Origin of the sequence: Kitasatospora sp. NPDC094015, from assembly GCF_040304075.1 — a bacterium.
Taxonomy (GTDB): Bacteria; Actinomycetota; Actinomycetes; order Streptomycetales; family Streptomycetaceae; genus Kitasatospora.
Genome location: NZ_JBEOUL010000016.1, coordinates 55,500 through 79,746, shown reverse-complemented (window position 1 = coordinate 79,746; position 24,247 = coordinate 55,500). Strand labels below are relative to the sequence as shown.

General features: G+C 75.1%; 25 protein-coding genes. 10 read left to right on the top strand and 15 right to left on the bottom strand.

The features are described from left to right. Nucleotides 1-22 precede the first annotated feature (22 nt). Both ABT014_RS20295 and ABT014_RS20290 read right to left on the bottom strand, forming a co-directional pair. Nucleotides 23-976, bottom strand: a complete 954-nt coding sequence (locus ABT014_RS20295) for a M56 family metallopeptidase (protein WP_350640375.1) — start codon at nt 974-976, stop codon at nt 23-25. Further along, entirely contained in the window at nt 973-1,374 is a 402-nt protein-coding gene (locus tag ABT014_RS20290) for a BlaI/MecI/CopY family transcriptional regulator (protein ID WP_350640374.1), read from the bottom strand. The genes ABT014_RS20295 and ABT014_RS20290 overlap by 4 nt, the downstream gene beginning before the upstream one ends. 162 nt (nt 1,375-1,536) lie before the next feature. On the opposite strand from ABT014_RS20290, the gene ABT014_RS20285 reads away from it, so the two are divergent. Both ABT014_RS20285 and ABT014_RS20280 read left to right on the top strand, forming a co-directional pair. Beyond that, on the top strand, nt 1,537-2,112 hold the full coding sequence (locus ABT014_RS20285; protein WP_350640373.1) for a hypothetical protein: 576 nt from the start codon (nt 1,537-1,539) through the stop codon (nt 2,110-2,112). A gap of 169 nt (nt 2,113-2,281) precedes the next feature. Further along, nucleotides 2,282-2,740, top strand: a complete 459-nt coding sequence (locus ABT014_RS20280; protein ID WP_350640372.1) for a hypothetical protein — start codon at nt 2,282-2,284, stop codon at nt 2,738-2,740. A gap of 36 nt (nt 2,741-2,776) precedes the next feature. On the opposite strand, the gene ABT014_RS20275 is transcribed toward ABT014_RS20280, so the two are convergent. Beyond that, entirely contained in the window at nt 2,777-3,616 is an 840-nt protein-coding gene (locus ABT014_RS20275; RefSeq protein WP_350640371.1) for an SDR family oxidoreductase, read from the bottom strand. Nucleotides 3,617-3,709: 93 nt separating this feature from the next. Here ABT014_RS20275 and ABT014_RS20270 point away from each other — a divergent pair, with 93 nt between their 5' ends. Beyond that, nucleotides 3,710-4,081: a winged helix-turn-helix transcriptional regulator gene (locus tag ABT014_RS20270; protein ID WP_350640370.1), complete on the top strand. Its 372-nt coding sequence runs from the start codon at nt 3,710-3,712 to the stop codon at nt 4,079-4,081. Between the two features lie 18 nt (nt 4,082-4,099). Here ABT014_RS20270 and ABT014_RS20265 read toward each other — a convergent pair whose 3' ends face one another. After that, on the bottom strand, nt 4,100-5,239 hold the full coding sequence (locus ABT014_RS20265; RefSeq protein ID WP_350640369.1) for an FAD-dependent oxidoreductase: 1,140 nt from the start codon (nt 5,237-5,239) through the stop codon (nt 4,100-4,102). A 120-nt stretch (nt 5,240-5,359) separates the two neighbouring features. Between ABT014_RS20265 and ABT014_RS20260 the strand changes: the two genes are divergently transcribed. After that, a complete protein-coding gene (locus ABT014_RS20260) occupies nt 5,360-6,076 on the top strand; it encodes a TetR/AcrR family transcriptional regulator (RefSeq protein ID WP_350640368.1) in 717 nt (238 codons plus the stop codon). A 21-nt stretch (nt 6,077-6,097) separates the two neighbouring features. Here ABT014_RS20260 and ABT014_RS20255 read toward each other — a convergent pair whose 3' ends face one another. Further along, complete coding sequence (locus ABT014_RS20255; protein WP_350640367.1) at nt 6,098-6,568, bottom strand: GNAT family N-acetyltransferase; 471 nt, start codon at nt 6,566-6,568, stop codon at nt 6,098-6,100. A gap of 131 nt (nt 6,569-6,699) precedes the next feature. On the opposite strand from ABT014_RS20255, the gene ABT014_RS20250 reads away from it, so the two are divergent. After that, nucleotides 6,700-7,200, top strand: a complete 501-nt coding sequence (locus tag ABT014_RS20250) for a hypothetical protein (protein ID WP_350640366.1) — start codon at nt 6,700-6,702, stop codon at nt 7,198-7,200. Between the two features lie 137 nt (nt 7,201-7,337). After that, nucleotides 7,338-7,880, top strand: coding sequence for a dihydrofolate reductase family protein (locus ABT014_RS20245; RefSeq protein ID WP_350640365.1), 543 nt, complete (start codon nt 7,338-7,340; stop codon nt 7,878-7,880). A gap of 34 nt (nt 7,881-7,914) precedes the next feature. On the opposite strand, the gene ABT014_RS20240 is transcribed toward ABT014_RS20245, so the two are convergent. Next, entirely contained in the window at nt 7,915-8,718 is an 804-nt protein-coding gene (locus tag ABT014_RS20240; protein ID WP_350640364.1) for an exodeoxyribonuclease III, read from the bottom strand. A 205-nt stretch (nt 8,719-8,923) separates the two neighbouring features. Between ABT014_RS20240 and ABT014_RS20235 the strand changes: the two genes are divergently transcribed. Then, nucleotides 8,924-9,718, top strand: a complete 795-nt coding sequence (locus tag ABT014_RS20235) for a GntR family transcriptional regulator (protein WP_350640363.1) — start codon at nt 8,924-8,926, stop codon at nt 9,716-9,718. An 80-nt stretch (nt 9,719-9,798) separates the two neighbouring features. Here ABT014_RS20235 and ABT014_RS20230 read toward each other — a convergent pair whose 3' ends face one another. Beyond that, nucleotides 9,799-10,959: an ROK family protein gene (locus ABT014_RS20230; protein ID WP_350640362.1), complete on the bottom strand. Its 1,161-nt coding sequence runs from the start codon at nt 10,957-10,959 to the stop codon at nt 9,799-9,801. 285 nt (nt 10,960-11,244) lie between these two features. Beyond that, nucleotides 11,245-11,901, bottom strand: coding sequence for a class I SAM-dependent methyltransferase (locus tag ABT014_RS20225; RefSeq protein ID WP_350640361.1), 657 nt, complete (start codon nt 11,899-11,901; stop codon nt 11,245-11,247). 437 nt (nt 11,902-12,338) lie between these two features. Between ABT014_RS20225 and ABT014_RS20220 the strand changes: the two genes are divergently transcribed. Then, the gene (locus tag ABT014_RS20220) at nt 12,339-12,761 is read left to right on the top strand and encodes a GNAT family N-acetyltransferase (RefSeq protein ID WP_350640360.1); all 423 of its coding nucleotides are present in this window, start codon (nt 12,339-12,341) and stop codon (nt 12,759-12,761) included. 18 nt (nt 12,762-12,779) lie between these two features. On the opposite strand, the gene ABT014_RS20215 is transcribed toward ABT014_RS20220, so the two are convergent. Both ABT014_RS20215 and ABT014_RS20210 read right to left on the bottom strand, forming a co-directional pair. Then, nucleotides 12,780-13,298: a cupredoxin domain-containing protein gene (locus tag ABT014_RS20215; protein ID WP_350640359.1), complete on the bottom strand. Its 519-nt coding sequence runs from the start codon at nt 13,296-13,298 to the stop codon at nt 12,780-12,782. Nucleotides 13,299-13,426: 128 nt separating this feature from the next. After that, the gene (locus ABT014_RS20210) at nt 13,427-14,632 is read right to left on the bottom strand and encodes an FAD-dependent monooxygenase (RefSeq protein WP_350640358.1); all 1,206 of its coding nucleotides are present in this window, start codon (nt 14,630-14,632) and stop codon (nt 13,427-13,429) included. Between the two features lie 158 nt (nt 14,633-14,790). Here ABT014_RS20210 and ABT014_RS20205 point away from each other — a divergent pair, with 158 nt between their 5' ends. Beyond that, nucleotides 14,791-15,738, top strand: a complete 948-nt coding sequence (locus ABT014_RS20205; RefSeq protein ID WP_350640357.1) for a TetR/AcrR family transcriptional regulator C-terminal domain-containing protein — start codon at nt 14,791-14,793, stop codon at nt 15,736-15,738. Between the two features lie 75 nt (nt 15,739-15,813). On the opposite strand, the gene bioD is transcribed toward ABT014_RS20205, so the two are convergent. The 3 genes from bioD to bioB are packed head-to-tail and all read right to left on the bottom strand — an operon-like array spanning nt 15,814 to nt 19,104. Next, complete coding sequence (gene bioD / locus ABT014_RS20200; RefSeq protein ID WP_350640356.1) at nt 15,814-16,548, bottom strand: dethiobiotin synthase; 735 nt, start codon at nt 16,546-16,548, stop codon at nt 15,814-15,816. Continuing rightward, a complete protein-coding gene (locus tag ABT014_RS20195; RefSeq protein ID WP_350640355.1) occupies nt 16,545-17,840 on the bottom strand; it encodes an adenosylmethionine--8-amino-7-oxononanoate transaminase in 1,296 nt (431 codons plus the stop codon). Before ABT014_RS20195 ends, bioD begins: the two co-directional genes overlap by 4 nt. A 10-nt stretch (nt 17,841-17,850) precedes the next feature. Beyond that, on the bottom strand, nt 17,851-19,104 hold the full coding sequence (bioB, locus tag ABT014_RS20190; protein WP_350640354.1) for a biotin synthase BioB: 1,254 nt from the start codon (nt 19,102-19,104) through the stop codon (nt 17,851-17,853). Between the two features lie 222 nt (nt 19,105-19,326). Here bioB and ABT014_RS20185 point away from each other — a divergent pair, with 222 nt between their 5' ends. Further along, on the top strand, nt 19,327-20,088 hold the full coding sequence (locus ABT014_RS20185) for a hypothetical protein (protein ID WP_350640353.1): 762 nt from the start codon (nt 19,327-19,329) through the stop codon (nt 20,086-20,088). Nucleotides 20,089-20,160: 72 nt separating this feature from the next. On the opposite strand, the gene ABT014_RS20180 is transcribed toward ABT014_RS20185, so the two are convergent. Beyond that, on the bottom strand, nt 20,161-22,659 hold the full coding sequence (locus ABT014_RS20180; RefSeq protein ID WP_502895043.1) for a DEAD/DEAH box helicase: 2,499 nt from the start codon (nt 22,657-22,659) through the stop codon (nt 20,161-20,163). Nucleotides 22,660-22,770: 111 nt separating this feature from the next. Then, complete coding sequence (locus ABT014_RS20175) at nt 22,771-24,147, bottom strand: serine hydrolase domain-containing protein (protein WP_350640351.1); 1,377 nt, start codon at nt 24,145-24,147, stop codon at nt 22,771-22,773. Nucleotides 24,148-24,247: the final 100 nt, after the last annotated feature.

Here is a 24,247-nt window from a genome sequence, read left to right as displayed (position 1 = left end):
TCCACCGGCGGTCGGCGGCGCCCTACCGCCCGACGATCTCCTGCACCCGCTCGACGTACTCGTGCAGCCCGTACGCGGAACCGGAGCTCAGCACGGACGAGAGGGCGACCACCGCGAGCAGCGCGCCCGCCGCCGCCCGCAGGCCCCGCCCGCGCGGCAGCCCGGGCGCCGGGCCGAGCAGCGCGCCCACCCGGCGGGGGACGGGGCCGGTGCCGATCGCCGGCAGCAGGCTCGGGCGCCGCTGCGCGGAGGAGGCCGCCAGTGCCGCCCGGGCGACGGCCGTGGCCGCCAGCTTCCGGTCGCCGACCGCCGCGGCGGCGTCCTCGTCCGCCCACCGCTCCAGCTGGAAGGAGAGCTCCGGCGCCAGCGCGCGGACGGCGGGATGCGCGGCCGAGGCCAGCTGCACGGTGCGGGCGAGCAGGTGGTGACGCCCGGCGAGATGGGCCCGCTCGTGGGCGAGCAGCACGTCACGGGCGGGGGCGTCGAGGCCGCGCAGCATCCCCGCGGTCACCACGATCCGGCCCGGCCGGCCGCGGTGGCCGGGGAGCGCGAAGGCGTCCGGGGCACCGCCCGGGACCACCACCAGGTCCGCCGCGTCGGGCTGACCCTCCACGGTCCGCCAGGTCCGTTCGAGCAGCGCGCGCTGCCGGCGCCACAGCCGCACCATCAGCCCCAGCACGACCAGCAGGACGGCGAGCCCGGCCCCGGCGACCGCCAGGGTGACCGGCGAACCGTCGGCCGCCCAGGACTTCGCCACACCGCCGTCCTCGGCGAGCAACTGCAGGTGCAGCAGCCCGCCCGCGACCAGACCGCCCAGCGCCCACACCGTGCTCCCGGCCAGCAGGACGGCCGAGCCGGCGAGGGTCAGGGCGGCGGCCTTCGGCGGCAGCAGGCCCGCCAGCCGGCGGGCCGCGGGGACGGCGGCCCACGGCCACACCAGGGCCACCACCACCAGCAGCACCACGAGCAGGTTCACCCGGCGTCCTCCTCGGACGTCGCCCCGGCCGACCGCAGCAGGCGGCGCAGCACCTGCTCGTCGTCCGGGGAGAGGGCGGAGACGAAGCGCTCCAGCACCAGGCCCGGGTGCGGGTCGCGGTGCAGCTCCCGGTGCATCCGCTCGGCGGTCAGGCCGGCCGCGTCGTGCACGGGGGAGTAGACGAAGCCGCGGCCCGCGCGTTCGCGGCGCAGCGTCCCCTTCTCGTGCATGCGGGTGAGGATGGTCGTCACCGTCGTGCGGGCCAGCCGGCCGCCGAGCGCGTCCTTGACCTGGGCGGCGGTCAGCGGCTCCGGCGCCGCCCAGAGCACGGCGAGCACATCGGCCACCAGCTCGCCGTGCGGCCGCCTGGTGTCGCCCGCGTCGCTCCCGTCCGGCATGTCCGCCGCTCCCGTCCTCGTCGGCCCAGTTGCCCGTGCCTGCTCGCGGCACACCCCGGCCAACTCTACGGGCCGCCCCGGCCGGTCCGCCCCGCCGACGGGGGTCCGCCCGGATCCCGGGGACCGGGCCCGCGCGGGGCGGCCCGGGTGTTGGATGGCGGGATGAACGATCTTCCCGTCGCCCGGCTGCGCGAGGCCGTCCGCCGCACCGCCGAGGCCACCCGCGACCGCCGGGCCTCCGGCCTGCGCCCCGAGCAGGCCGACGTTCACCGGGGCACCTTCGCCACCGACGGCGCCCTCGGCTTCGACCCGTTCCCGCTGCTGGGCGCGCTGGCCGCGGCCGGCTCCCGGGCCGTGGTGGTCGGCCAGGTCGCGGGCATCCTGCACGGCTCCGTCGAGCTGACCGGCGACCTGGACCTCCTCTGGGACGGCAGCCCGGCCGAGGCCGACGCGCTGCGCACCGCGCTCGCCGCCGCCGGCTGCACCGAGCTGCCCGAACTCGACCGGCCGCAGGGCGCGTACCGGGCCACCGGCGCGAGCGGCGACCTCTGCACCACGGCGCTGCCCTGGGGCGGGCTCGACACCGCCGCGATCCTCGGCCGGGCCCTCACCGCCGCCGACCCGTCCGGCCTCACCGTCCGGTACGTGACGCTCGACGACCTGGTCGCCATGCGCCGCGTCATCGGCCGCCCCAAGGACCACCGCCGGGCGGACGAGCTCGAACGCCTCCGCCCCTGACGGCCCGGCCCGCGCGCGGCCTCCCGCCCCCGCGGATCACGCGACGTCAGCCCCCGCGCGCGGCCCCGGAACAGGACGAGCACGACCGTCCCTTGCCGTCCTTGGCCCGGTCGTCACCGGGGCCGGAGGCGTGCGCCGGGCGTCTGCGGCGCCTGCCATGATCAACCCCATGACGATCCACTACGGCTACTACGCCGCCACCGACGACGCCCACGCGGCCGACGCGGTCGAGCACGACACCCTGGAGGAGATGGGCGCCGGGTACGACCAGCTGGTGCTGACCGGGTTGGACCCGGAGCTCCACACGCCGGTGCTCGACAGCCTGATATCCGGCCGGCCCGCCCAGGCCGTCGAGGCCGACCCGCCGTACGGCGCGTTCGTGAACTCCAGCGACGACGGCCGGACGGTGTGCCACGCGTTCACCGGCGCGTTCCGCGATGCGCTCGCCGGGCTCGCCCCCGAGGCCGTGCCGGCCGTCGCCGCCGCCTGGGCGGCCTCCGACGCCGTCCAGGGTGACGCCGACGCCGCCGAGCTGCTCGCCCAGGTGCTGACCGAGCTGACCGGGATCGCCCGCGACGCGGCCGACCGCGGGGACGGCCTCTACTACTGGATCAGCGTGCCGGCCTGACGGTGCGACCGGCAGCCGCCGGCCGGCCGGCGTCCCTCAGCGGAACGCGGCGACGTTGCGGGCCGCCCAGTCGGCGAAGGACCGCGGCGCCCGGCCGAGCACCTGCTCGACGGCCGGGCCGATCCGCAGCTCGGCCTCGGTCGGGGCGCCGAGGATCGCCAGCGTGTCCTCGGCGAGCTCCGCCGGCATGCTCCGGGCCATCCCGGCCTTCGCCTCGTCGTGGCTGAGCTCGTGGAACTCCAGCGGCACGCCCAGCGCGGCGGCGAGGGCCTGGGTCTGCCCGCGCGGGGTGATCACCTCCGGGCCGGTCAGGTCGTAGGTGGCGCCGGCGTGCCGCTCGTCCAGCAGGCAGGCCGCCGCGACCTCGGCGATGTCCGCCGGGTCGATGACCGGCACCCCGGTGTCGCCGAACGGCGCGGCCACCAGCCGCCGGGTCCGGACGGATTCGGCCCACCACAGGGCGTTGGAGGCGAAGCCGCCCGGCCGCAGGACGGACCACTCCGTCCCGGACCCGCGGACCACGTCCTCCAGGGCGCGCACGGCGATCCGGGTCGGGCCGAACGGCCTGGTGGACACGCCCTGGGTGGAGAGCAGCACGATCCGGCGCACCCCGGCGGCCGCGGCCCGGCCGACCAGGTCCGCCGGGCCCGTCCCGGGGCCGTGCAGGTTGCCGGAGAGCAGCACGAACAGCGCCTTGGCGCCGGCCAGCACCGGCTCCAGAGCGGCCGGTTCGGCCAGGTCGGCCACCACGTGCCGCACGCCGTCCGGCACCGGCGCCGCGTTCCGCGACACCGCCGTCACCTGCTCGCCCGCCTCGGCCAGCGCGCGCGTCAGCGGCAGGCCCACGTTGCCGGTCGCCCCGGTCACCACGATCATGGTCAGCTCCTCGTTCGATGTCCTTGCGGAGCACCGACGTTAGGAGTTCGGGCTAACCCTCGGTAAGGACATACCTCGGGGTAAGCTCCCGACATGACCGTAGGTGTGCAGCTCGGAACCGGTGACGCGGGCAAGCGGTATGAGGTGTTTCACACCGACTGCCCCGCGCGGGACGTGGTCGACCACGTGACCAGCAGGTGGGGCGTCTGGGTGCTGATCTCGCTGCGGGGCAACGACCTCCGCTTCTTCGAGCTGCGCGACTCGATCCGCGGCATCAGCGAGAAGATGCTCGCCCAGACGCTGCGCGGGCTGGTCCAGGACGGTCTGGTGTGGCGGGTGGTGGAGCCGACCACACCCCCTCAGGTGACCTACGGGCTCACCGGGTTCGGCCGGGAGGTCGGCGAGCCGCTGACGGACCTGCTCGACCGCATCACCCGGGCCCTGCCGGCCCGCGTCGACGACTAGGGCCCTCCAAGGCCCCTGCTACGCCCGGGAGTTGGCCCCCGCGCCGCCCAGCACCGCGATCAGCCCGTGCGGTGCCTGCTCGCCGAACATCAGCTCGTGGAGCCGGACGGCCTCGACGGCCTCGGCCGCGCTGCGCGGGAACAGCTCCCGCTCGTACGCCGCGAGCGCGGCCTCGACGTCGTCGGGGTGCGCGGCGAGGGCCCGGCCGAGTTCGGCACCGTCGTACATGGCCAGGTTGGCGCCCTCGCCGGACGGGATCATCAGATGGGCGGCGTCGCCGAGCAGGGTGACCCCCGGCACGCGGTCCCACCGGTGCTCCAGCGGCAGGGTGTGCAGGGGGCGCAGGACCGGCGGGGTCTCGCCGTCGGTGATCAGCGCGGTGATTTCCGGCGCCCAGCCCTCGAACTCGCGGGCGATCCGGGCGGCCGCCGCCCCGGGGTCGGTGAAGTCGACGGCGGCGAACCAGTCCTGCGACCTGGCGAGCGCCACGTAGGTGTGCAGCGTCCCCCCGCTCTCCCGGTGCGCCTGGATGCCCTTCCCCGGCACCAGCGCGAACATCGAGCCGCCGCCGACCGCCTTCGCGGCGGCGGGGTGGCGGGCCTCGCAGTCGTACAGGTAGGTCTCCACGTACGAGGTGCCGACGTACGCGGGCACCGCGGGGGAGAGCAGCGGCCGGACCCGGGACCAGGCGCCGTCCGCGCCGACCAGCAGGCTCGTGACGACGCCGGCGCCGTGCGCGAAGCTCACCTCGTGCCGGCCGCCGCCGAGCGACCGTACGCCGCTGACCTTGTGGCCCCAGCGGACGGTGCCGGCCGGCAGCGAGTCGAGCAGGATCCGGCGCAGCTCGCCGCGCTGCACCTCGGGGCGACCGCCCTCGCCGTCGTCCGGTTCGTCGAGCAGGACCGACCCGTCCGGGGCGAGGGCCCGCATCGCCTGGCGGCCCTCCAGCACGAGGCCGCGGAACTCCTCGGTCAGGCCCGCCGCCGCCAGCGCCGGCTGCCCGTTGTGCTCGTGGATGTCGAGCATCCCGCCCTGGGCGCGCGCCGTGGGGGAGCTCTCCGCCTCGTAGACGGTGACCGGGATGCCGTGGACGTGCAGGACGCGGGCGAGGGTGAGGCCGCCGAGGCCGGCGCCGATGATCGTGACGTGGGTGCTCATGGTGGCTCCTTCGGGTCGGGGGCATCGAGGCCCCTCGGTGCGTCCCGGAATGGAACGCCGCTCCATTCTGGAACGCCCTTCCATGGTGGAACGGCGCTCCAGATGTGTCAAGATGGAGCCATGGCAACGCGGACACACCGGTCACAGCGCCGTACCCAGGCACTCTCCCGGGAGCGCATCGTCGAGGCCGCCGTCGAACTGCTCGGGGCGGCCGGCGAGAGCGGGCTGACCTTCCGGACCCTGTCCGAGCACCTCGCCACCGGGCCGGGGGCGATCTACTGGCACGTGGCCAACAAGGACGAGCTGCTCGGCGCGGCCACCGACGCCGTGGTCGCGGCCGCACTGGCCGTCGAGCCCGCCCTGCCCGCGGACGCCACGCCGCGGGACCGGATCCACGCCGTCGCGCTCGGCCTGTTCGACGCGATCGACCGGCACCCGTGGATCGCGGGGCAGCTCACCGCCACGACCTTCCAGTCGACCACCCCGCGGATCTTCGAGAGCATCGGCCGGCAGATCCGCGACCTCGGCGTGCCCCGGAGCGGCTGGTTCACGGCCACCTCGGCGCTGGTGGAGTACATCCTCGGCGCCGCCGGCCAGAACGCCGCCAACGGCCGCGTGCTCGGGCCCGGCGCGGACCGCACCGCCTACCTCGACTCCGTCTCGCGGGCCTGGGAGGACCTCGACCCCGACGACTTCCCGTTCACCCGGGCCGTCGCCGACCAGCTGCGCGAGCACGACGACCGCGAGCAGTTCCTCGCCGGGATCGACCTCCTGCTCGCCGGCGTCACCGCCCGCCACCTGCCCGGCGACCCGGCGGCTACCCCGCCCGCGCCCTGACCCCTGCCCCGGCCCGCCCGGTCAGCCGGCCGCCGGGCCGGGGCGCAGTGCCATGTAGCCGGGCAGCGGTCCGAACCCCAGCGACCGGTAGAGCGGGGCGCCGGCCTCGGTGGCGCGCAGCTCGATCGAGCTGCACCCGGCCGCCCTGAGCGCGCCGACCAGCGCGGTCGTGGTGGCGCGGGCGTGGCCGCGGCCGCGGTGGGCCGGATCGGTGACCACCGTGTGCACGCGGCCCCACAGACCGCCGGGGTGGGTGGGGCCGCGGTAGCCGCGGTAGACGATGCCGATGGCGCACGCGGCGAGGGTGTCCGCGTCGACCGGGACCACGAAGGCGAGCAGGCTCGGATCAGCGCCCAGCCGCTCGCGCATGTCGTCCCGGAAGGTGGCCCGCCAGTCGTCGGTCACCGGCGACCCGTCCAGCACCGCCACCCGCAGCCGCAGCAACTCATCGGCATCACCGGGGCCGGCGGGTCGAACAGCGGGACCGGTCAAGGGAGTTCCTCCGAAAGGGCGGACGATCGGTCGGAACGAGACTATCCGCGCCGCAGCCCGATGTCCTCGCGTTCCGCACCCGTGACCGCCTCCGGGCGCTGGGACCTGCGCGCGAGCGCGCGACCGCGGCGGTGCTGGCCACCGGCGGCGGGCTGCTCGCCCGGGCCCAGTACGCCACCTCGATACGCCCGATGATCGGGTTCGACGTACGGGTGATCCGCATCGGCCCGGACGCGGACGCAGGCGCGTTGGCCTGGGGCTGCCAGATCCGCAACGGCGCGCAGGACGCGGCGACCGTGCAGGACATCCGATACGCCGTGCGGCTGGTCGGGGGTGATCCGGCAACGGCCGACACCTGGCTCGATCCCGCCGCGCTGACGGCCGAGTTGGAGCGGGTCGGGCTGCGCACCGATGTCGACCACGCGGTCAAGCTCTGGGGATGCGGGGCACCGCTGGCCGGACAGGAGCGCGCCGTGCTCGGCTGGTTCAGCCCGCACGCGATGACCGTGATCGACTCGCTCTGCGTCCGCGTCCAGGTGCTGGACCGTGTCGGCGACCTGCACGAACGCACGAACCGCCTGCTCACCGAGCGACAGAAGCGCCCGCCGCACCAGGCCACCCCGGACCGGTGACCGGTGGCCCGCTGTCGTCCGTCAGACGGCCGGGTTCACCGGTTCGGCCGGTGTGTACGACGCCTGCCGTCGCCCTTCCCGGCGGCCGGGCGACCTATGATGCGGCATCGGGCCTCCGGAGCGCGGAAAGAAGACGCATGAGTGACATGAGCACCGGCACCGGCAAGGTGGTCGTGAACAGGGCGATGTCGCTGGACGGCTTCATCGCCGGTCCCGACCACGCGATGGACTGGGTCTTCGAGTCCCTGGCGCCGGACGCGTTCCCCGAGGTCATGGCGGCCACCGGTGCCATGCTCGTCGGCCGCGGCACCTACGAGGTCGCCAGGCGGATGGCGGCCCAGGACGCCACCTACGACGGGGGACCGCAGTTCGTCCTCACCCACCGGCCGCCCGAGGAACCGGACCCGGCCGTCACGTTCCTCAGCTGCGGGATCGAGGAGGCCGTCGCCACGGCACGCCGCGCCGCGGGCGGCAAGGCCCTGGAGATCCTCGGCGCCGACGTGGCCGCCCAGTGCCTGCGGCGCGGGCTCGTCGACGAGATCCTGGTGTACGTCCTGCCGGTGCTGCTCGGGGACGGGGTCCGCTTCGCGCCGCCGGGTCTCGGCCGGATCGACCTGGAGCCCTTCGACAGCACCCGGGCGGGCGCGGTCACGATGCTCCGCTTCCGGGTCCGGAAGTAGCGGGGCGGGGGCCCGCGAAGGCCCCCGCCCGCGGTCAGGCCCGGTCGTCGTAGACCACGGTGACCGGCGCGTGGTCGGACCAGCGCGCCGGGTGGGTGGCGGCGCGCTCGACGTACGCCTCGACGGCCCGGGCGGCGAGGCCCGGGGTGGCGATCTGGTAGTCGATGCGCCAGCCCGAGTCGTTGTCGAAGGCGCGGCCGCGGTAGGACCACCAGGTGTACGGGCCGGGCTGGTCCGGGTGCTGGGCGCGGACCACGTCCACGTAGCCGGCCTCGTCGAGGACGCGGGTGAGCCAGGCGCGCTCCTCGGGGAGGAAGCCGGCGTTCTTCTGGTTGGACTTCCAGTTCTTGAGGTCGTCCTCGCGGTGGGCGATGTTCCAGTCGCCGCAGACGACCACCTCGCGGCCCTCGGCCGCCGCGCTCGCCCGGAGCCGGACCAGGTGGTCCAGGAACTCCGCCATGAAGCGTTCCTTCTCGTCCTGGCGGTCGGTGCCGACCTCGCCCGAGGGCAGGTAGAGGCTGGCGACGGTCAGGCCGGGCACGTCGATCTCCACGTACCGGCCGGAGGCGTCGAACTCCGTCGAGCCGAAGCCGATCACCGTGCGCTCCGGCGCGCGCCGGGACAGCAGCGCCACCCCGGCCCGTCCCTTGGCGGCCGCCGGGGCCCACACCGCGTGCCAGCCCTCCAGCGCCAGCAGCTCGGCCGGGATCTGGCCCTGCTCGGCCCGGACCTCCTGCAGGCAGACCACATCGGCCTTGGTGGCGGCCAGCCACTCGACCAGGCCCTTCTTGGCGGCGGCCCGGATGCCGTTCACGTTCACTGTCGAAACCACGATCACCCCGCGAGGGTACCGGACCGCGGCGGGCCCTCCGCGGGCCGCCGTCATTGGTCTTGACCATCTCGCCGAGCAAGCCCTAGGGTCACTTACTGCAAAGACCTTTAATAAAGAAGGACGGATAAAGCCCGCCCTCCCCACCTGCCGAAACACCGGGGAGGCCGACGGGCGGCGCTCCTTCAGGGTGGAGGACACGGTGGCTCAAGCGGTGGCTCAAGGACAGCTCGCGGCGGTGCCGGAGCCCAAGTACTGGCACCTGCGCACGGTGCTGCTGCGCACCATCGACGCCGAGTTCTCCACCGGCCAGATCCTGCCGAACGAGCGCGAGCTCGCCGCCCGTTTCGGGGTCGCCCGGGCCACCCTGCGCCAGGCGCTCGACCAGCTGGAGCTGGAGGGCCGGCTGGTCCGCCGCCGGGGCATCGGCACGCTGATCGCCGCGCCGCGGGTCGGCGTCCCGGTCAACAGCCGCGAGGAGGGCTGGCCGGGCACCGCCCGTACCCAGGCCTGGCGGGTGATCGACTGCGTCAGCGCCCCCGCCCGCGCCCAGCTGGCCACCGCGCTCGGCATCGCCGAGGGCGCCACCGTGCACACCGTGCGCCGGGTCCGGATGGTCCAGGGCGTGGCGGTCGCCACCGAGTCGCTGCACGTCCCGGACGCCGCGGTGCCCCGCCTGCCCGCCATGCCGCACCTGGTCGGCGGCTCCGCCTCCGGCGAGGCCGACCGCGCCCGTACGGTGCTGCGCCAGCTGGAACGGCTCGGCGTCGACGGCGAGTCCCGCTCGGTCGAGCTGGGCGTCGCGGAGGCCGAGCAGGCGTCCCTGCTGGAGCGTCCGCCGGGCACCCCGGTCCTGGTGGTCACCACCCAGTACGCCGCCGGCGGCCGGCTGGTCGCGCTCGCCGTCTCCACCTACCGCGCCGACACCTGCAAGCTGACCTTCGGCGAGACCGGCCTGGTCGAGGTCACCCCGGTCCAGTCCGGCTCCCCGGTCCGCTCGGCCTCCTGAGCCGAGGCGGCCCGGAACGGAACGGAAAAGAGGGTCCCCCACGCAGCCGCGTGGGGGACCCTCTGCTTTCCGGCGCCGCCTCAGCGCCCCGGGCCCGCCGGCGGGTCGACCGCGAACAGCTGCTCCTCGACGTGGTCCAGCGCCACCCGCAGCGCCCCCATCGCCACCACCTCCGACCCGAGCGCGGCCGGCGCCACCTCGGGCGCCCGCAGCGTGAACAGCGACAGCTGCTCGCGCAGCGGCTCCAGCACCCCGTCCAGCCCGGCCGCCCACCCGCCGACCACCACCAGTTGCGGGTCCAGCGCCAGCACCAGCGCCGCCACGTCGTGCACCAGCCGCCGCAGGAACCGGTCGGTGGCCACCTGCGCCACCTCGTCGCCCTCCCGGGCCAGCCGCAGCACCCGGGCGACCGCGGCCTCGTCCAGCGGGTCCAGCGGCTTGCCGGTGGTGGACAGCAGCCGCTCCGGGGTGGCCTCCTGCCCGAGCAGGTGCAGGGCGCCGATCTCGCCCGCCGCGCCGCCGAAGCCGCGGTGCAGCCGGCCGTTGATCAGCGAGCCGGCGCCGGGGCTGAGACCGGCCATCACGAAGACCACGTCGCCCTTGCCGACCGCCGCACCCTTCCAGTGCTCGGCGATGGCGGCCAGGTTCGCGTCGTTCTCGATCACCACGGGGCAGCGGAACGAGCGGCGCAGCCGCGCCCCGATGTCCAGCCCCGTCCAGCCGGGCATCGCCGTGCCGAGCTGGACGGTGCCCTCGCGGTCCACGATCCCGGGCGTGCCGACGGCCACCGCCCACAGGCTGTCCCGGGAGATCCCGGCCTTGCGCAGCACGTCCGCGACCATCGACCGGACCAGCCCGAGCCGTTCCTCGGCCTCCAGGGTCTCGTCGACCGGCCGGGCGTGCGTGCCGACCACCTCGCCGGCCAGGTCGGCGAGCACGATCCGGATGTCGTGCACCCCGATCTCGACGCCCAGCACGTGCCCGGCCTCGGCCCGGAACCGGAACCAGCGCGCCGGGCGCCCGCGTTGACGGCCGCTCTCCTGGGTGTGTTCGACCTCGGCGACCAGACCGGATTCGAGCAGCCCCTCGATCACGCCCTCCACCGTCGGCCGGGACAGGCCCGTGTCGCCGACCAGCTGGGTGAGCGTGACGGACCGCCCGTCGCGCAACGCCCGCAGGGTGACCGCCGCGTTGATCCGACGCAGCAGCGAGGAGTCCCCTCCGGTGAGCCGATCCGCCAAGTCGCTGCCCTTCCGCTTCGCGCGACAGCTCTGGCGCGCGGTGCCGAGTGCGCGGCCGACCGGTGGCGAGGGTGTCGCTGCCGGAGGTGCCGCGGGAGTCCCGCCCGCCGGGTCGCCCGGCACGACGGCACGGCGCGCCCGGAGGCTCACCGGAGCCTACTCGCCGGGCGCCCGCCCCGGCGAGCATTTCCGCAGCTCATAACGGCTTCGGTATCGAACCGGTAGGTATCCCGTGATCGCCCTGTGAGGTCCGCGGGGCCCCGCCCGTCGGCGGGTGCCGCGCCCTCAGGCCAGCTGCCAGACCACCGAGGTTTTCACCGCGCTGTCCTCCAGGTCGGCGATCACCGGCACCTGGTACGAGGCGACCTCGGTGAACCGCTCCCGGGGCAGGTAGGCCCGCCCGGGGTCGCCGACCAGCACCAGCGCGCCCCGCTCCCGGGCCCGCTGAAGGAACGGCAGGACCCGCTGCGCCATGCCCCGTTCGTAGAACACGTCCCCGGCGAGCACCACCTCGGCGCCTTCGCCGTCGCCGTCCAGCAGGTCGGCGAGCCGGGCCTCGACGGTGACGCCGTTGGCCGCCGCGTTGAGCGCGATCGCGGCGACGGCGTAGTCGTCGATCTCGGCGGCGGTGACCGAGGCGGCCCCGGAGCGCGCGGCGGCGATCGCGACCAGCCCCGAGCCGGCGGCCAGGTCCAGCACCCGGTGGCCCGCGACGGTGGCCGGATGGTCGAGCAGGTACCGCGCGACGGCCTGGCCCCCCGCCCACGCGAAGGCCCAGAACGGCGGCGGCAGCCCGATCTCGCCCTTCGCCGTCTCGGTCCGCTCCCACAGCGCGATCGCCTCGTCGGCCAGCCGCAGCCGCACCTCCGGGACGAACGGGACGGTGCCGAGCCGGGTCTGGGACTCGATGAACTCCGTGACCGAGGCGGTGGTGGTGGGCACGGCGCTCCTTCTCAGGACTGTTCGTACCTGCCCCGGCGTGGTGCGCGGTCGCGCGGCACGGCAACGGGCCGGTCGCCCGACTCTATGCGACCTGACGGCCCTTCGACGCCCGCACCGCACTGCGCGCGAGCGCACCGCCCGGCCGCCCGAGCGCCGCTAGGGCTTGTCTGACAATTCCCGCCGGGCGCGCGACGCTCCCCCAGCCTTCGGCCGGGAGGTACCCCCAGGCATCCTCCTCCGCCTGGACGCACCGGCGAAACGTCCAAGTACGTCCAGTACGAGGACGCTTCGCCGGCACGCCCAGCCGGGCGCCCACCGCCGCGCGCTCATCCGACGCGAATTGTCAGACAAGCCCTACCGCGACCGCGACCGCCCGTGCTGTCCCACCCGCCGGAATTCCCGGGGCGCCGGTCGCCGCCGGTGGTAGACAGTGCGCCATGTCCGACATCGAGGTCCGTACCGCCGCCCCCGAGCTGATCCCCGCGCTGCTGGCCTTCTGGGCCCGGGCGGCCGAGGGGGTCAGCATCACCGACGACGCGGCCGGGGTGGCCGCACTGATCGCCCGGGACCCGCAGGCGCTGCTGGTCGCCGAGCGCGGCGGCGCCCTGGTGGGCACGGTGATCGCCGGGTTCGACGGCTGGCGCTGCCACCTGTACCGGCTCGCGGTCGACCCCGAGCAGCGCCGCCAAGGGGTGGCGGCGGCCCTGCTGGCGGCGGCCGAGGCCCGGTTCGAGGCGCTCGGGGGGCGGCGGGCCGACGCCATGGTGCTCGACCGCAACGAGCTCGGGCGGAGGTTCTGGCGGGGCGCCGGCTACCGCCCCGAGGAGCAGTGGAGCCGCTGGGTCAGGCCGCTCGGCTGAGCGCGGGCCCGCCGGCCGTCACTGGACCACCAGCGTGCCGTGCATGGTGGGGTGGATGGTGCAGGTGTACGGGTAACTGCCGGGCTGGCTGGGCGCGGTGATGGTGTTGGACTGGCCGGGCGTGAGGTCGCCGGTGTCGAAGCCGCCGCCGCCGGTGGCGGTCATGGTGTGGGTGGTGGTGTCCTGGTTGGTCACCGTGATCCGCGCGCCGGGGCCGACGGTGAGCGGGGTCGGGCTGAAGGCGAAGTCCTTGATGGTGACGGTTGCCGACCCGACCGGCCCGGAGGGGCTCGTACTGGCGGACGCGGAGGCGGACGCCGATCCGGTGGCGGAGGCGGACGCCGAGGCCGATTCCGACGCGGAGGCCGATGCCGACCCGGACCCGGAGCCGGAACCGCCGGCGGACGGGCTCGGGCTGGCCGAGCCGCTCGGCGAGCTGCTCGTGCTGCTGGAGCACGCGGCCAGCAGCACCGCGGCGGCCGCGCCGCCGGCCCCCAGCAGCAGCCGGCGCCGGGTGTGGGTACGGTCCTCGTTCATCGGGCCCTCGTCTCCTATACCGTCCGGCCGCCCGAACGGTACGGGCGGCAGAGACCGCCAGCGTCGGCCAGGACGGGGACGCGGGCGTGGCGTACACACCAACCGCCGCGGCCGATCACCGGAACGGCTCAGCGCGGGCCGAAGCGGTGGTCGGGCAGTTCGATGTCGGCGGCCTTGGCGAACTGGGCGGCCATCAGGGGCCGCAGCGGCCACCGGGTCATCCAGCGCATCGACGCCGCCCGCATCCGGATCGCGAGCGCACTGTCCGGCGCGAAACCGGCCGCGCCCCCCGGCGGGAGCTTCTGCGCGCCGGTGACGTACGGGCGCATGCGCTCCTCGTAGCGGCGCAGGGCGGTGCGGTGGTCACCACCGGCGGCGGCCAGCTCGCCGGCGAGGAGGTAACCGCCGACCAGGGCGAGGCTGGTGCCGAGGCCGGTGAGCGGGGTGGGGCAGTAGCCGGCGTCGCCGAGCAGGGTGACCCGGCCGCGCGACCAGCTGTCCAGGTGCACCTGTCCCATGGACTCGAAGAAGAAGTCGTCCGCCTCGTGCATGGCCGCGAGCAGCCGGGGCGTCTGCCAGCCGGCGCCGGCGAACCGCTCGGCGAGCAGTGCGCGCTGCGCGGCCGGGTCGCGGCGGTCGTAGGCGATCGGCGCCGAGCGGAAGCTGAGGCCGGCCTTGAGTTCGCCGGGGAGGCGGCCGGGCCGGGCGGAGGCGACCAGCCCGCCGGGTGCGTTGTACATCAGGAACCAGCCGTCGAGGTCGAGGTCGCCGGTGGCGGTGAACCAGGCGGTGTAGCAGCCGAGCGGGCGCAGGTACCGCTCGGCCGGGCCGAACGCCAGCCGGCGGACCGTGGAGTGCAGCCCGTCCGCGCCGACGACCAGCGCGAAGCGGCGCGGGGCGGCCCGCTCGAAGGTGACGGTGACGCCGTCCTCGTCCTGGTCGAGCGCGGTGACGGTGTCGTCGAAGAGGTACTCGGTGTACGGGGTGCTCGCCCGGTGCAGCAGGTCGGCGAGGTCGCCGCGGAGGATCTCGATCTCGGAGACGATGCCCTCGCCGCCGAAGGCGTGGTCCGGCACCCGGGTCGAGATCCGGCCGCGGCCGTCCACCAGGGCGAAGCCGCGCTGGTCCAGTGCGACGGCCTTGGCCTGCTCCATCAGGCCCATCCGGGAGATGACGGTGCGTCCGGCGCCGCGCAGGTCGACGGCCTGGCCGCCGGGGCGCGGGGCCGGGGCGCGCTCGACCACCACGGGGGTGTACCCCGCTTCGTGCAGCCAGTACGCCAGGGTGGGGCCGGCGATCCCGGCCCCGGAGATGAGGATGTCGGTGTTCGTCATGACACCGAATGTACGGCGTACGCGTAGACTGCCGCAAGGCCGGAAATCGCAGCTCACCGGGCCTGTGCACTAGTGCGGCAAGGCTCTCGGGGCCGGATCCCGAGGGGCTGTCGCAGCTGGGGCACTAGGGTGGGTGCACTAGTACACGGAGGTGAGCGGTGGAACGCTACGCGCAGATCGCCGACGAACTGCGACAGCGGATCGACAGCGGTGAGCTCGCGCCGGGGGACCGGGTGCCGTCCACCCGCGAGATCACCCGGCGCTGGGGGGTGGCGATGGCGACCGCCACCCGGGTGCTGACCGAACTCCGGCAGGCGGGCCTGGTCCGGGCGGTGCCGGGCGTCGGCACGGTGGTCACCGATCGGGCGGGCGGGGCCCGGTCCGCGGTGGCGCCGCCCGCGACGCGGAGCGCGCCGGCCCCGCGCCGGCAAGCCGCCGGCTCCGGGCCGACCGCCGAACGGATCGTCAGCACGGCGATCGCGGTGGCCGACGCCGAGGGCCTGGCCGCGCTCTCGATGCGCCGGGTCGCCGCCGAACTCGGCATGGCCACCATGTCCCTCTACCGGCACGTGGCCGACAAGGAGGACCTGCTCACCCGGATGCTGGAGGCCTGCTTCACCGATCACCCGCTGCCCGCCGACCCGCCGGACGGCTGGCGCCCGCGTCTCGAACTGGTCGCCCGGGCGCTGTGGACGATGTTCCGCCGGCACCCCTGGCTGGCGTCGGCGCTCTCGGTGACCCGCCCGCAGCCGGTGGCGAGCGCGCTGCCGTTCACCGAGTGGGTGCTGGAGGCGCTGGACGGGCGCGGCCTCGACCTGCAGGCCGTGTTCACCGCCCACCTCACGCTGTTCAACTACATCCGCGGCACCGCGCTCAACCTGGAGATGGAGGCCGAGGCGGAGGCGCTGTCCGGGCTCACCAACGACGAGTGGATGGACACGCAGGAGCCGCCGCTGCTCGCCCTGCTGACCACCGGCCGCTACCCGACCTTCGCCCGACTCGCCACCACCGGCTACGACTTCGACCTCGACGGGCTGTTCGAGTTCGGCCTCCAGCGGATCCTGGACGGCATCGCCGTCCGCCTCGGTGAGGACCCGCGCGGCTGAACCACGGCCGTCCGCCGTCACGCCGTCCCGCCGGCGCCAGGGCACCGGCGGGACCGGCACCGGCGGGACGGATCGCTACGGCAGCGGTGGGACGAACCGGGCGGTGAACTCCACCACGTCCCAGTCGCCGCCCAGCGCCGGCGCCAGCGCGGCGCGGGCCAGCCGGTGGAACGCCTCGCCGCCCTCGGCCGCCGCACCCTGCGGCACCGCGCCCAGCAGCGGGGCCTGCGCCACCGCCGGCAGGTCGCCGAGGTTGCAGCGCGCCGCCAGGTCCGGCTCGGTGGGCCAGGCGCCGACCACCACGCCGCGGACGGCGAGGCCGCGGGCGCGCAGCGCCTCGGCGGTGAGGGCAGTGGTGTTCAGGGTGCCGAGCCCGGCGGCGGCGACCACCAGGACCTCCACCTCCAGGCCGAGCGCGGCGGTGGCGAGCGCCATGTCCGCGAGGGTGTGCCCGTCCTCGTCGTAGCGCACCAGCAGCCCGCCCGCACCCTCGACCAGCACCGGGCGGTGCTCGTCGGCCAGCGCGGCGACCGCCCCGGCCACCTGCCCGGGGGCCAGCGGGGCCAGGCCGGACCGTCGGGCGGCGATGTCCGGCGCCAACGGCTCGGGGTAGCGGGCCAGTTCACGGGTGGTCACGGCGGGGCCGGCCAGCCGGAGCACCTCGGCCGCGTCGCCCGGCTCGCCGGGGGCGACCCCGGTCTGGCCGGGCTTCAGGACGGCGACCCCGGGGCCGGCCAGCGCGGCGACCGCGGCGGTGACCACGGTCTTGCCGACCTCGGTGCCGGTGCCGGTGATGAACAGGACGCTCATCCGGCCACCGCCGCGGCCGCCACACCGGCGGTGATCCGGGCCAGGTCGGCGTCGTCGGTGACGTACGGCGGCATGGTGTAGATCAGGTCGCGGAACGGGCGCAGCCACACGCCCGCGCGGGCGGCCGCGGCGGTGGCGGCGGCCATGTCGACCGGGTGGTCCAGCTGGACCACGCCGATCGCGCCCAGCACCCGGACGTCGCGCACGCCCGGCAGTTCGGCGGCGCCGGCCAGGCCGTCCCGCAGACCGGTCTCGATCCGCTTCACCTCACGCCGCCAGTCCTGGTCGAGCAGCAGCCCGATCGAGGCGTTGGCGACGGCGGCGGCCAGCGGGTTGCCCATGAACGTCGGGCCGTGCGCCAGGACCGGCACCTCGCCCTGGCTGATCCCGTCCGCCACCCGGCCGGTGCACAGCGCGGCGGCCATCGTCAGGTAGCCGCCGGTGAGCGCCTTGCCCAGGCACATCACGTCGGGGGAGACCTGCGCGTGGTCGGCGGCGAACAGTTCGCCGGTCCGGCCGAAGCCGGTGGCGATCTCGTCGAAGACCAGCAAGACGTCGTGCCGGTCGCACAGTTCGCGCAGCAGCCGGAGGTGGTCGGGGGAGTGGAAGCGCATCCCGCCCGCACCCTGCACCACCGGTTCGACGATCACCGCCGCGAGTTCCCCGGCGTGCTGCTCGACCAGGTCGGCCAGCGCCGCCGCGTACGCCGGGTCGACCGGCGCGTCGAAGCCGGCCGGCGGCTCGGGCGCGAACAGCTGGTCCGGCAGCACCCCGCCCCACAGGTGGTGCATCCCGCCCTCGGGGTCGCACACCGACATCGGGTGGAAGGTGTCGCCGTGGTAGCCGCCGCGCCAGGTCAGCAGCCGCCGCTTGGCCGGCCGGCCGAGCGAACGCCAGTACTGCAGGCACATCTTCATGGCCACCTCGACCGCCACCGACCCGGAGTCGGCGAGGAAGACGTGCTGCAGCGGCTCCGGGGTGATCTCCACCAGCGTGGCGGCGAGCCGCACGGCGGGCTCGTGGGTGAGCCCGCCGAACATCACGTGGCTCATCCGGCCGAGCTGGTCGCGCACCGCCTCGTCCAGCACCGGGTGCCGGTAGCCGTGCACGGCCGCCCACCAGGAGGACATCCCGTCGATCAACTCGCGGTGGCCGTGCACCTCCTCGGCCAGCCGCAGCCGGACACCGGCGGCGGACTCGACCAGGTACGGGGTGCTGGTGCCCGGCATCGGCCCGTACGGGTGCCAGACGTGCGCCCGGTCCAGGCCGAGCAGGTGCTGGGTGTGCGTCACGGTCCCGGCCTCAGGCGTTCGGTGCCAGCTCGGTGCCCGCGCCGCGCCGGCGGACCTTCACCAGGTCGCTGCGCAGGTCGTCCGACTCGGCGGGCCCGGCGGCCGGGACGGCGACGGGGGCCGCCTCCGGTGCCTCGTGCCCGTGGCCGCCGCACGGGCCGCAGCCACCGCCGGTGCCGCAGGAGCCGGCCTCCGCGGCGGGGGCGGCCGAGGAGCCGCAGCCGCCCGCGGCCGGGCCGCAGCCGCCGCCGGTGGCGTGCGCGCGGTGCCGGGGGAGGGTGGTCTCGTCGGCGCCCTCGACCGTGAAGCCGGCGTCCTTGATCATCTCCAGGTCGTCCTGGCCGGCCTGGCCCTCGCTGGTCAGGTAGTCGCCCAGGAAGATGGAGTTGGCGATGTGCAGGCCGAGCGGCTGCATCGTGCGCAGGTGGACCTCGCGGCCGCCGGCGATCCGCACCTCGATGTCGGGGCAGACGAACCGGACCATCGCCAGAATCCGCAGGCAGCGCTGCGGGGTGAGGTGCCACTCCTTGGCGAGCGGGGTGCCCTCGAACGGGATCAGGAAGTTGACCGGCACCGAGTCCGGGTCCAGCTCGCGCAGCGCGTACACCACGTCGACCAGGTCCTCGTCGCTCTCGCCCATGCCGGCGATCAGGCCGGAGCAGGCGGACAGGCCGGCGCCGTGCGCCTTGGTGACGGTGTCCACCCGGTCCGCGTAGGTGTGGGTGGTGGTGATGTCGCCGTAGGTGCCCTCGGAGGTGTTCAGGTTGTGGTTGTAGGCGTCGGCGCCGGCCGCGCGCAGCCGCTCGGCCTGGTTGTCGGAGAGCAGGCCCAGGCAGGCGCAGATCTCGACGTCCTCGTGGGCGTCCTTGATGGCCGAGATGGTGTCGGCGACCCGGTCGATGTCACGGTCCGTCGGACCCCGGCCGCTGGCCACCAGGCAGACCCGCTTGGCGCCGCCGGCCAGCCCGGCCGCGGCCGCCTTGGCGGCCTGGTCCGGCTTCAGCCAGGTGTACTTGAGGATCTCCGCCTTGGATCCGAGCCGCTGCGAGCAGTAGGAGCAGTCCTCGGGACACAGGCCGCTCTTGAGGTTCACCAGGTAGTTGAGCTTGACCCGGCGGCCGAACCACTGCCGGCGGACCTTGCCCGCGGCCGCGACCACGTCCAGCAACTCGTCGTCGGTGGTGGCGAGGACGGCCAGGGCCTCCTCGCGGGTGGGGAGTTCCCGGCGCAGGCCCTTGGCGGTGAGGGTGTCGAGCAGATCCATGGGCCTGATCCTGCCTGGGGGACCTCGCGTTTCGCCAGAGGGAACCCGCCAGAAGATCCGTCCGGGGGTGTGCGAGTTGTCACAGTGCGGACGCCGCGCGTAGCGGCTGGTGCCCCCGGCGTACGGCGCGCGAGGTGCGCGCGGGGCGGGCGGGGGAGGGGTGTGCGCCAGCTCCGGACCCATGATCCGAACAGTCGTACCGGTCTGCTTAGAATCTCGGCCATGACCACCCAGGGGGAGCAATTCCCGCCACCGCCCGGCCTCCAGCCGCAGGCCGCGTCCGCCCACCGCCGCGGCCCGCGGGTGACCAGGCAGCGGATGCTGCTCTGGGTCGCGCTGGCGGCGCTCGCCGCGGCCGGCAGCTGGGCGGTCACCCGGCCCAACCCCGGCGACCTGCTCCCCGGCCTCGGCCCGACCAGCACCAAGCCGGCGACCGGCACCACCGCCCCGGGCGCGGCGCCCGCACAGCCGCTGACGGAGGCCCAGGCCTTCGCCGCGGACTGGTACTTCCCCGCCCAGCGCGGCATCGAGCAGGACGGTTACAAGGGCCGCCGGGCCAACGCCGGCCAGGGCGCGGACTGCGCGGACGCCGTGCTGGACAAGGCGCACGACCCGCTGCGCGACAGTGGCTGCCAGGGCTACCTGGCCGTCGCCTTCGTCCGGCTCGACCAGCAGGTCGACACCAGCGTCACGGTGCTGCGGTTCGCCGACGAGGCCGCGGCCGGCAAGACGGGCGCGGTGCTGCGCGAGCCCGCCGCCGCCCTGCTCCAGCTCCAGCCCGAGGGCGCACCGGCGGCGCCGGGCCCGCAGGCCGGCAAGCAGCCGCTGACCAGCCGTCGGGTCGCGGTGGTCGGGCACTACGTCACCGTGACGGTCTCCCGCTTCGCCGACCAGCGCACCACCGCCGCCGAGACGGACCACTCGCTGGACGAGGCCACCCGGGCCGTCGGGTACGCGGCCGGACTGCCCTTCGCCTGGATGTGACCGCTCCGCGCCCGGGGCCCGCCCGCTCCGAGGTGCGGGGCCCGGACGCGCCGGGCCCCACCCGCGGGCCGGTCAGCCGTCCAGCCGGTTCACCCCGGTCACCCGCAGCACGGCCCGACCCTCCTCGTCCGACCCGTACAGGTCGACCTCCGCGCTGATGCCCCAGTCCATGTGGCCCTCGGGGTCGTGGAAGATCTGCCGGACCCGCCAGGAGCCCTCCTCCGGGTCCTCCTCGATCAGCAGCATCTTCGGCCCGCGCGCGTCCGGACCGGTGCCCAGGTCGTCGTACTCCTCCCAGTACCCGTCCATCGCGTCCGCCCAGCGGTCGGCGTCCCAGCCGTACTCGCCGTCCAGCTCGCCGAGTTCGCGGTAGTTCTCCAGCGCGGCCAGCTCCACCCGCCGGAACATCTCGTTGCGCACCAGGACCCGGAAGGCCCGGGCGTTGGCGGTGACCGGGGCCGGCTTGTCGTCCAGGCGGACCTCGGGGGCCTGCGGGTCGGTCGGGTTGGCCAGCTGCTCCCACTCGTCCAGCAGGCTGGAGTCGACCTGGCGGACCAGCTCGCCGAGCCAGGCGATGACGTCCTTGAGGTCGTCGGTCTTGATGTCCTCGGGGACGGTCTGCTCCAGGGCCTTGAACGCGCCGGCCAGGTAGCGCAGCACGATGCCCTCGGTCCGGGCCAGGTCGTAGTGGCCGACGTAGTCCGTGAAGGTCATCGCCCGCTCGTACAGGTCGCGGACCACCGACTTCGGCTGCAGCGGGTGGTCGCCGATCCACGGGTGCGCGCGCCGGTAGACGTCGTACGCGTGGGTGAGCAGCTCCTCCTGCGGCTTCGGGTAGGTGATCTCCTGGAGCCGCTCCATCCGCTCCTCGTACTCGACGCCGTCCCGCTTCATCTCGCCGATCGCCTCGCCGCGGGCCTTGTTCTGCTGCGAGGCGAGGATCTGCCGCGGGTCGTCGAGGGTCGCCTCGACCACCGAGACCACGTCCATCGCGTACGAGGGCGAGGTCGGGTCGAGCAGCTCGAAGGCGGCCAGCGCGAAGGTGGAGAGCGCCTGGTTGAGCGCGAAGTTCTCCTGGAGGTCCATGGTGAGGCGGACGATCCGGCCCTCGGCGTCCGGCTCCGGCAGCCGCTCCACCACGCCGCCGTCCAGCAGCGAGCGGTAGATGGCGATGGCGTTGCGGATGTGGCGGCGCTGGGCGGAGCGGTCCTCGTGGTTGTCGGTCAGCAGCTTGCGCATCGCCTCGAAGGCGTTGCCCGGGCGGCCGATCACCGAGAGCAGCATCGCGTGGCTGACCTTGAACCGGGAGACCAGCGGCTCCGGGTCGGCGGCGATCAGCTTCTCGAAGCCCTCCTCGGTCCAGCCGACGAAACCTTCCGGCGCCTTCTTCCGGACCACCTTGCGCTTCTTCTTCGGGTCGTCACCGGCCTTGGCGACGGCCTTCTCGTTCTCGATCACGTGCTCGGGGGCCTGCGCGACCACCTGGCCGACGGTGTCGAAGCCGGCCCGGCCGGCCCGCCCGGCGATCTGGTGGAACTCCCGCGCCCGCAGGGTCCGCACCCGGATGCCGTCGTACTTGGACAGTGCGGTGAACAGCACCGTGCGGATCGGCACGTTGACGCCGACGCCCAGGGTGTCCGTCCCGCAGATCACCTTCAGCAGGCCGGCCTGGGCGAGCCGCTCGACCAGCCGGCGGTACTTGGGCAGCATGCCGGCGTGGTGGACGCCGATGCCGTGCCGGACGTAACGGGACAGGTTGCGGCCGAACTTGGTGGTGAAGCGGAACCCGCCGATCAGGTCGGCGATGGCGTCCTTCTCGGCCTTCGAGCACATGTTGATGCTCATCAGCGACTGGGCCCGCTCGACGGCCTCCTTCTGGGTGAAGTGCACGACGTAGACCGGCGCCTGGCCGGTCTTCAGCAGCTCCTCCAGGGTGTCGTGCAGGGTGGTGCGGCGGTACTCGTAGAACAGCGGCACCGGGCGGGTGGCCGAGCGCACCACCGTGGTCGGGCGGCCGGTGCGGCGGGTCAGGTCCTCCTCGAAGCGGCGGACGTCGCCGAGCGTCGCCGACATCAGCAGGAACTGCACGTGCGGCAGTTCCAGGATCGGGATCTGCCAGGCCCAGCCGCGGTCCGGCTCGGCGTAGAAGTGGAACTCGTCCATCACGACCTGGCCGACGTCGGCCCGCTCGCCGTCGCGCAGCGCGATGTTGGCCAGCACCTCGGCGGTGCAGCAGATGATCGGCGCGGTCGGGTTGACGCTGGCGTCACCCGTCATCATGCCGACCTGCTCGGTGCCGAAGATCTTGCACAGGTCGAAGAACTTCTCCGAGACCAGCGCCTTGATCGGCGCGGTGTAGAAGGTCCGCTTGCCCTCGGCCAGCGCGGCGAAGTGCGCTCCCGCCGCCACCAGGCTCTTGCCCGAGCCGGTCGGCGTCGCCAGGATGACGTTGTTCCCGGAGACCAGCTCGATCAGCGCCTCCTCCTGGGCCGGGTACAGCGTGATGCCGCGCTCGGCCGTCCATTCGGCGAAGGTCTCGTAGAGGGCGTCGGGCGTGGCGGGCTTCGGCATCAGGTCCAGGAGGGTCACCGGCCTATCTTGCCTGCTCGGGATCACCCCGGGCAAAGGCGTACGGATCCGGGGCCGGCCCGCCGGCGGCGCGCGGGGGCCGCCGGAGCGGGTTCAGCGCCAGCCGGCCGGGTCGACGCCGCCCGGCACGGCGTCCGCCGGCCCGTACGGGGCCCGGGTGAGCACGAAGCTGCCGAGGTCCAGGTGGTGCACCGAGCCGTCGGCGGCGCGGACCACCCGCAGCGGCTCGCCGGCGTGGTAGCCGTCCTCGCCGGTGAAGCCGCCGTCCGGCCCGGGCCGGAACCGGGTGCCGGGGCCGGCCGGGGCGGCGGCCGGGAGCAGCTCCAGCACCCGGCCCGCCCGCAGGTGCAGGGTGAACGCCTCGGCGCCCCAGTACCAGGGGCCGGTCAGCGCCAGCAGGTCCTGGTCCGGCTCGACGAGCGGGCGCCAGGGCGCGGGCGGTCGGGGTTCGTGCTCGGCCGTGATCCGCAGCAGATCGGCGGCGACCTCGGCCGGGTCCTGCGGGCCCGAGGTGGCGTTGGCGAGCACCACGGCGCCGAGCCGCTCGTCCGCGTCCACCCAGAGCCCGGCGCGGAAGCCCGGCATGGTGCCGGCGTGCCCGTACCGCAGGCCGCCGGCGTCGCGCCACAGCGCCAGCCCGAGCCCGTACCCGGCGGACCAGGTGCCCTCCTCGGGCGGGCCGGCCGGGCGGCGCATCTCGGCGAGCGTGGCGGAGGTGAGCACCCGGTCGTCCCCGTCCGCCAGGAACGCCGCCCAGCGGGCCAGGTCGGCGGCGGTCGACCAGAGCTGGCCGGCGGGGGCCATCAGGCCGGTGTCGGTGAGCGGCTCGGGCAGCAGCACGTCCGCCCACGGGTGGACGGCGAAGCCGCCCGCGTGCGGGGCCTGCGGGAGCAGGGTGGTGCGGGTCAGCCCGAGTGGCTCGATCAGTTCGGCGCGGAGCACCTCGCCCCACGGCTCGCCGCGCAGCCGCTCGACCAGGGCGCCCAGCAGGGCGAAGCCGGGATTCGAGTAGTGGTAGGCGCGCCCGGCCGGGTGGCGGCGCGGCTCGGCGCCGAGCAGGTCGGCCAGGCCGGGGCGGAGCGCGCCGTCGGTCCGCTCCCACCAGGGGCCGGGCGTCTCGGCGGCCAGGCCGGAGGTGTGCGAGAGCAGCTGGGCGACGGTCGCCGGTCCGGCGGCGGTGCCGGGCAGGTGGCGCTCCAGCGGATCGGCCAGGTCCAGCCGGCCCTCGTCGCGCAGCCGCAGCACCAGCACCGCCGTGAAGGTCTTGGTGATCGAGCCGATCCGGTACTGCACGTCCGGGGTGGGCGCATGGTCGTCGATCATGCTCCGGGCGCCGGTCCACACCGTGCGGCCGTCCCGGACCACGGCGGCCACCGCGGACGGGGTGCGGCCCTCGGCCTGGGCGGTGGCCAGCCGGTGCAGCAGGGCGCGGCGGGTGGCGGGCAGCAGGTCGTCCGGCCGGTCGGGCACGCGGTACCTCGGTCTCTCGGGCGCTCGGTCGCGGGTCGTCGCCTCCCGCGGGTGCCGGCGGCGACGGCCTGGAGACTACCCGGCGACGCCGGTCCGGGCC

Excerpts from the sequence above, each read along its gene's own strand:
- ABT014_RS20290 (WP_350640374.1), bottom strand. The coding sequence starts at position 1,374 with ATGCCGGACGGGAGCGACGCGGGCGACACCAGGCGGCCGCACGGCGAG.
- ABT014_RS20280 (WP_350640372.1), top strand. The coding sequence starts at position 2,282 with ATGACGATCCACTACGGCTACTACGCCGCCACCGACGACGCCCACGCG.
- ABT014_RS20270 (WP_350640370.1), top strand. The coding sequence starts at position 3,710 with ATGACCGTAGGTGTGCAGCTCGGAACCGGTGACGCGGGCAAGCGGTAT.
- ABT014_RS20245 (WP_350640365.1), top strand. The coding sequence starts at position 7,338 with ATGAGTGACATGAGCACCGGCACCGGCAAGGTGGTCGTGAACAGGGCG.
- ABT014_RS20215 (WP_350640359.1), bottom strand. The coding sequence starts at position 13,298 with ATGAACGAGGACCGTACCCACACCCGGCGCCGGCTGCTGCTGGGGGCC.
- ABT014_RS20220 (WP_350640360.1), top strand. The coding sequence starts at position 12,339 with ATGTCCGACATCGAGGTCCGTACCGCCGCCCCCGAGCTGATCCCCGCG.
- bioB (WP_350640354.1), bottom strand. The coding sequence starts at position 19,104 with ATGGATCTGCTCGACACCCTCACCGCCAAGGGCCTGCGCCGGGAACTC.
- ABT014_RS20275 (WP_350640371.1), bottom strand. The coding sequence starts at position 3,616 with ATGATCGTGGTGACCGGGGCGACCGGCAACGTGGGCCTGCCGCTGACG.
- ABT014_RS20180 (WP_502895043.1), bottom strand. The coding sequence starts at position 22,659 with ATGCCGAAGCCCGCCACGCCCGACGCCCTCTACGAGACCTTCGCCGAA.
- ABT014_RS20265 (WP_350640369.1), bottom strand. The coding sequence starts at position 5,239 with ATGAGCACCCACGTCACGATCATCGGCGCCGGCCTCGGCGGCCTCACC.
- ABT014_RS20185 (WP_350640353.1), top strand. The coding sequence starts at position 19,327 with ATGACCACCCAGGGGGAGCAATTCCCGCCACCGCCCGGCCTCCAGCCG.
- ABT014_RS20285 (WP_350640373.1), top strand. The coding sequence starts at position 1,537 with ATGAACGATCTTCCCGTCGCCCGGCTGCGCGAGGCCGTCCGCCGCACC.
- ABT014_RS20210 (WP_350640358.1), bottom strand. The coding sequence starts at position 14,632 with ATGACGAACACCGACATCCTCATCTCCGGGGCCGGGATCGCCGGCCCC.
- ABT014_RS20260 (WP_350640368.1), top strand. The coding sequence starts at position 5,360 with ATGGCAACGCGGACACACCGGTCACAGCGCCGTACCCAGGCACTCTCC.
- bioD (WP_350640356.1), bottom strand. The coding sequence starts at position 16,548 with ATGAGCGTCCTGTTCATCACCGGCACCGGCACCGAGGTCGGCAAGACC.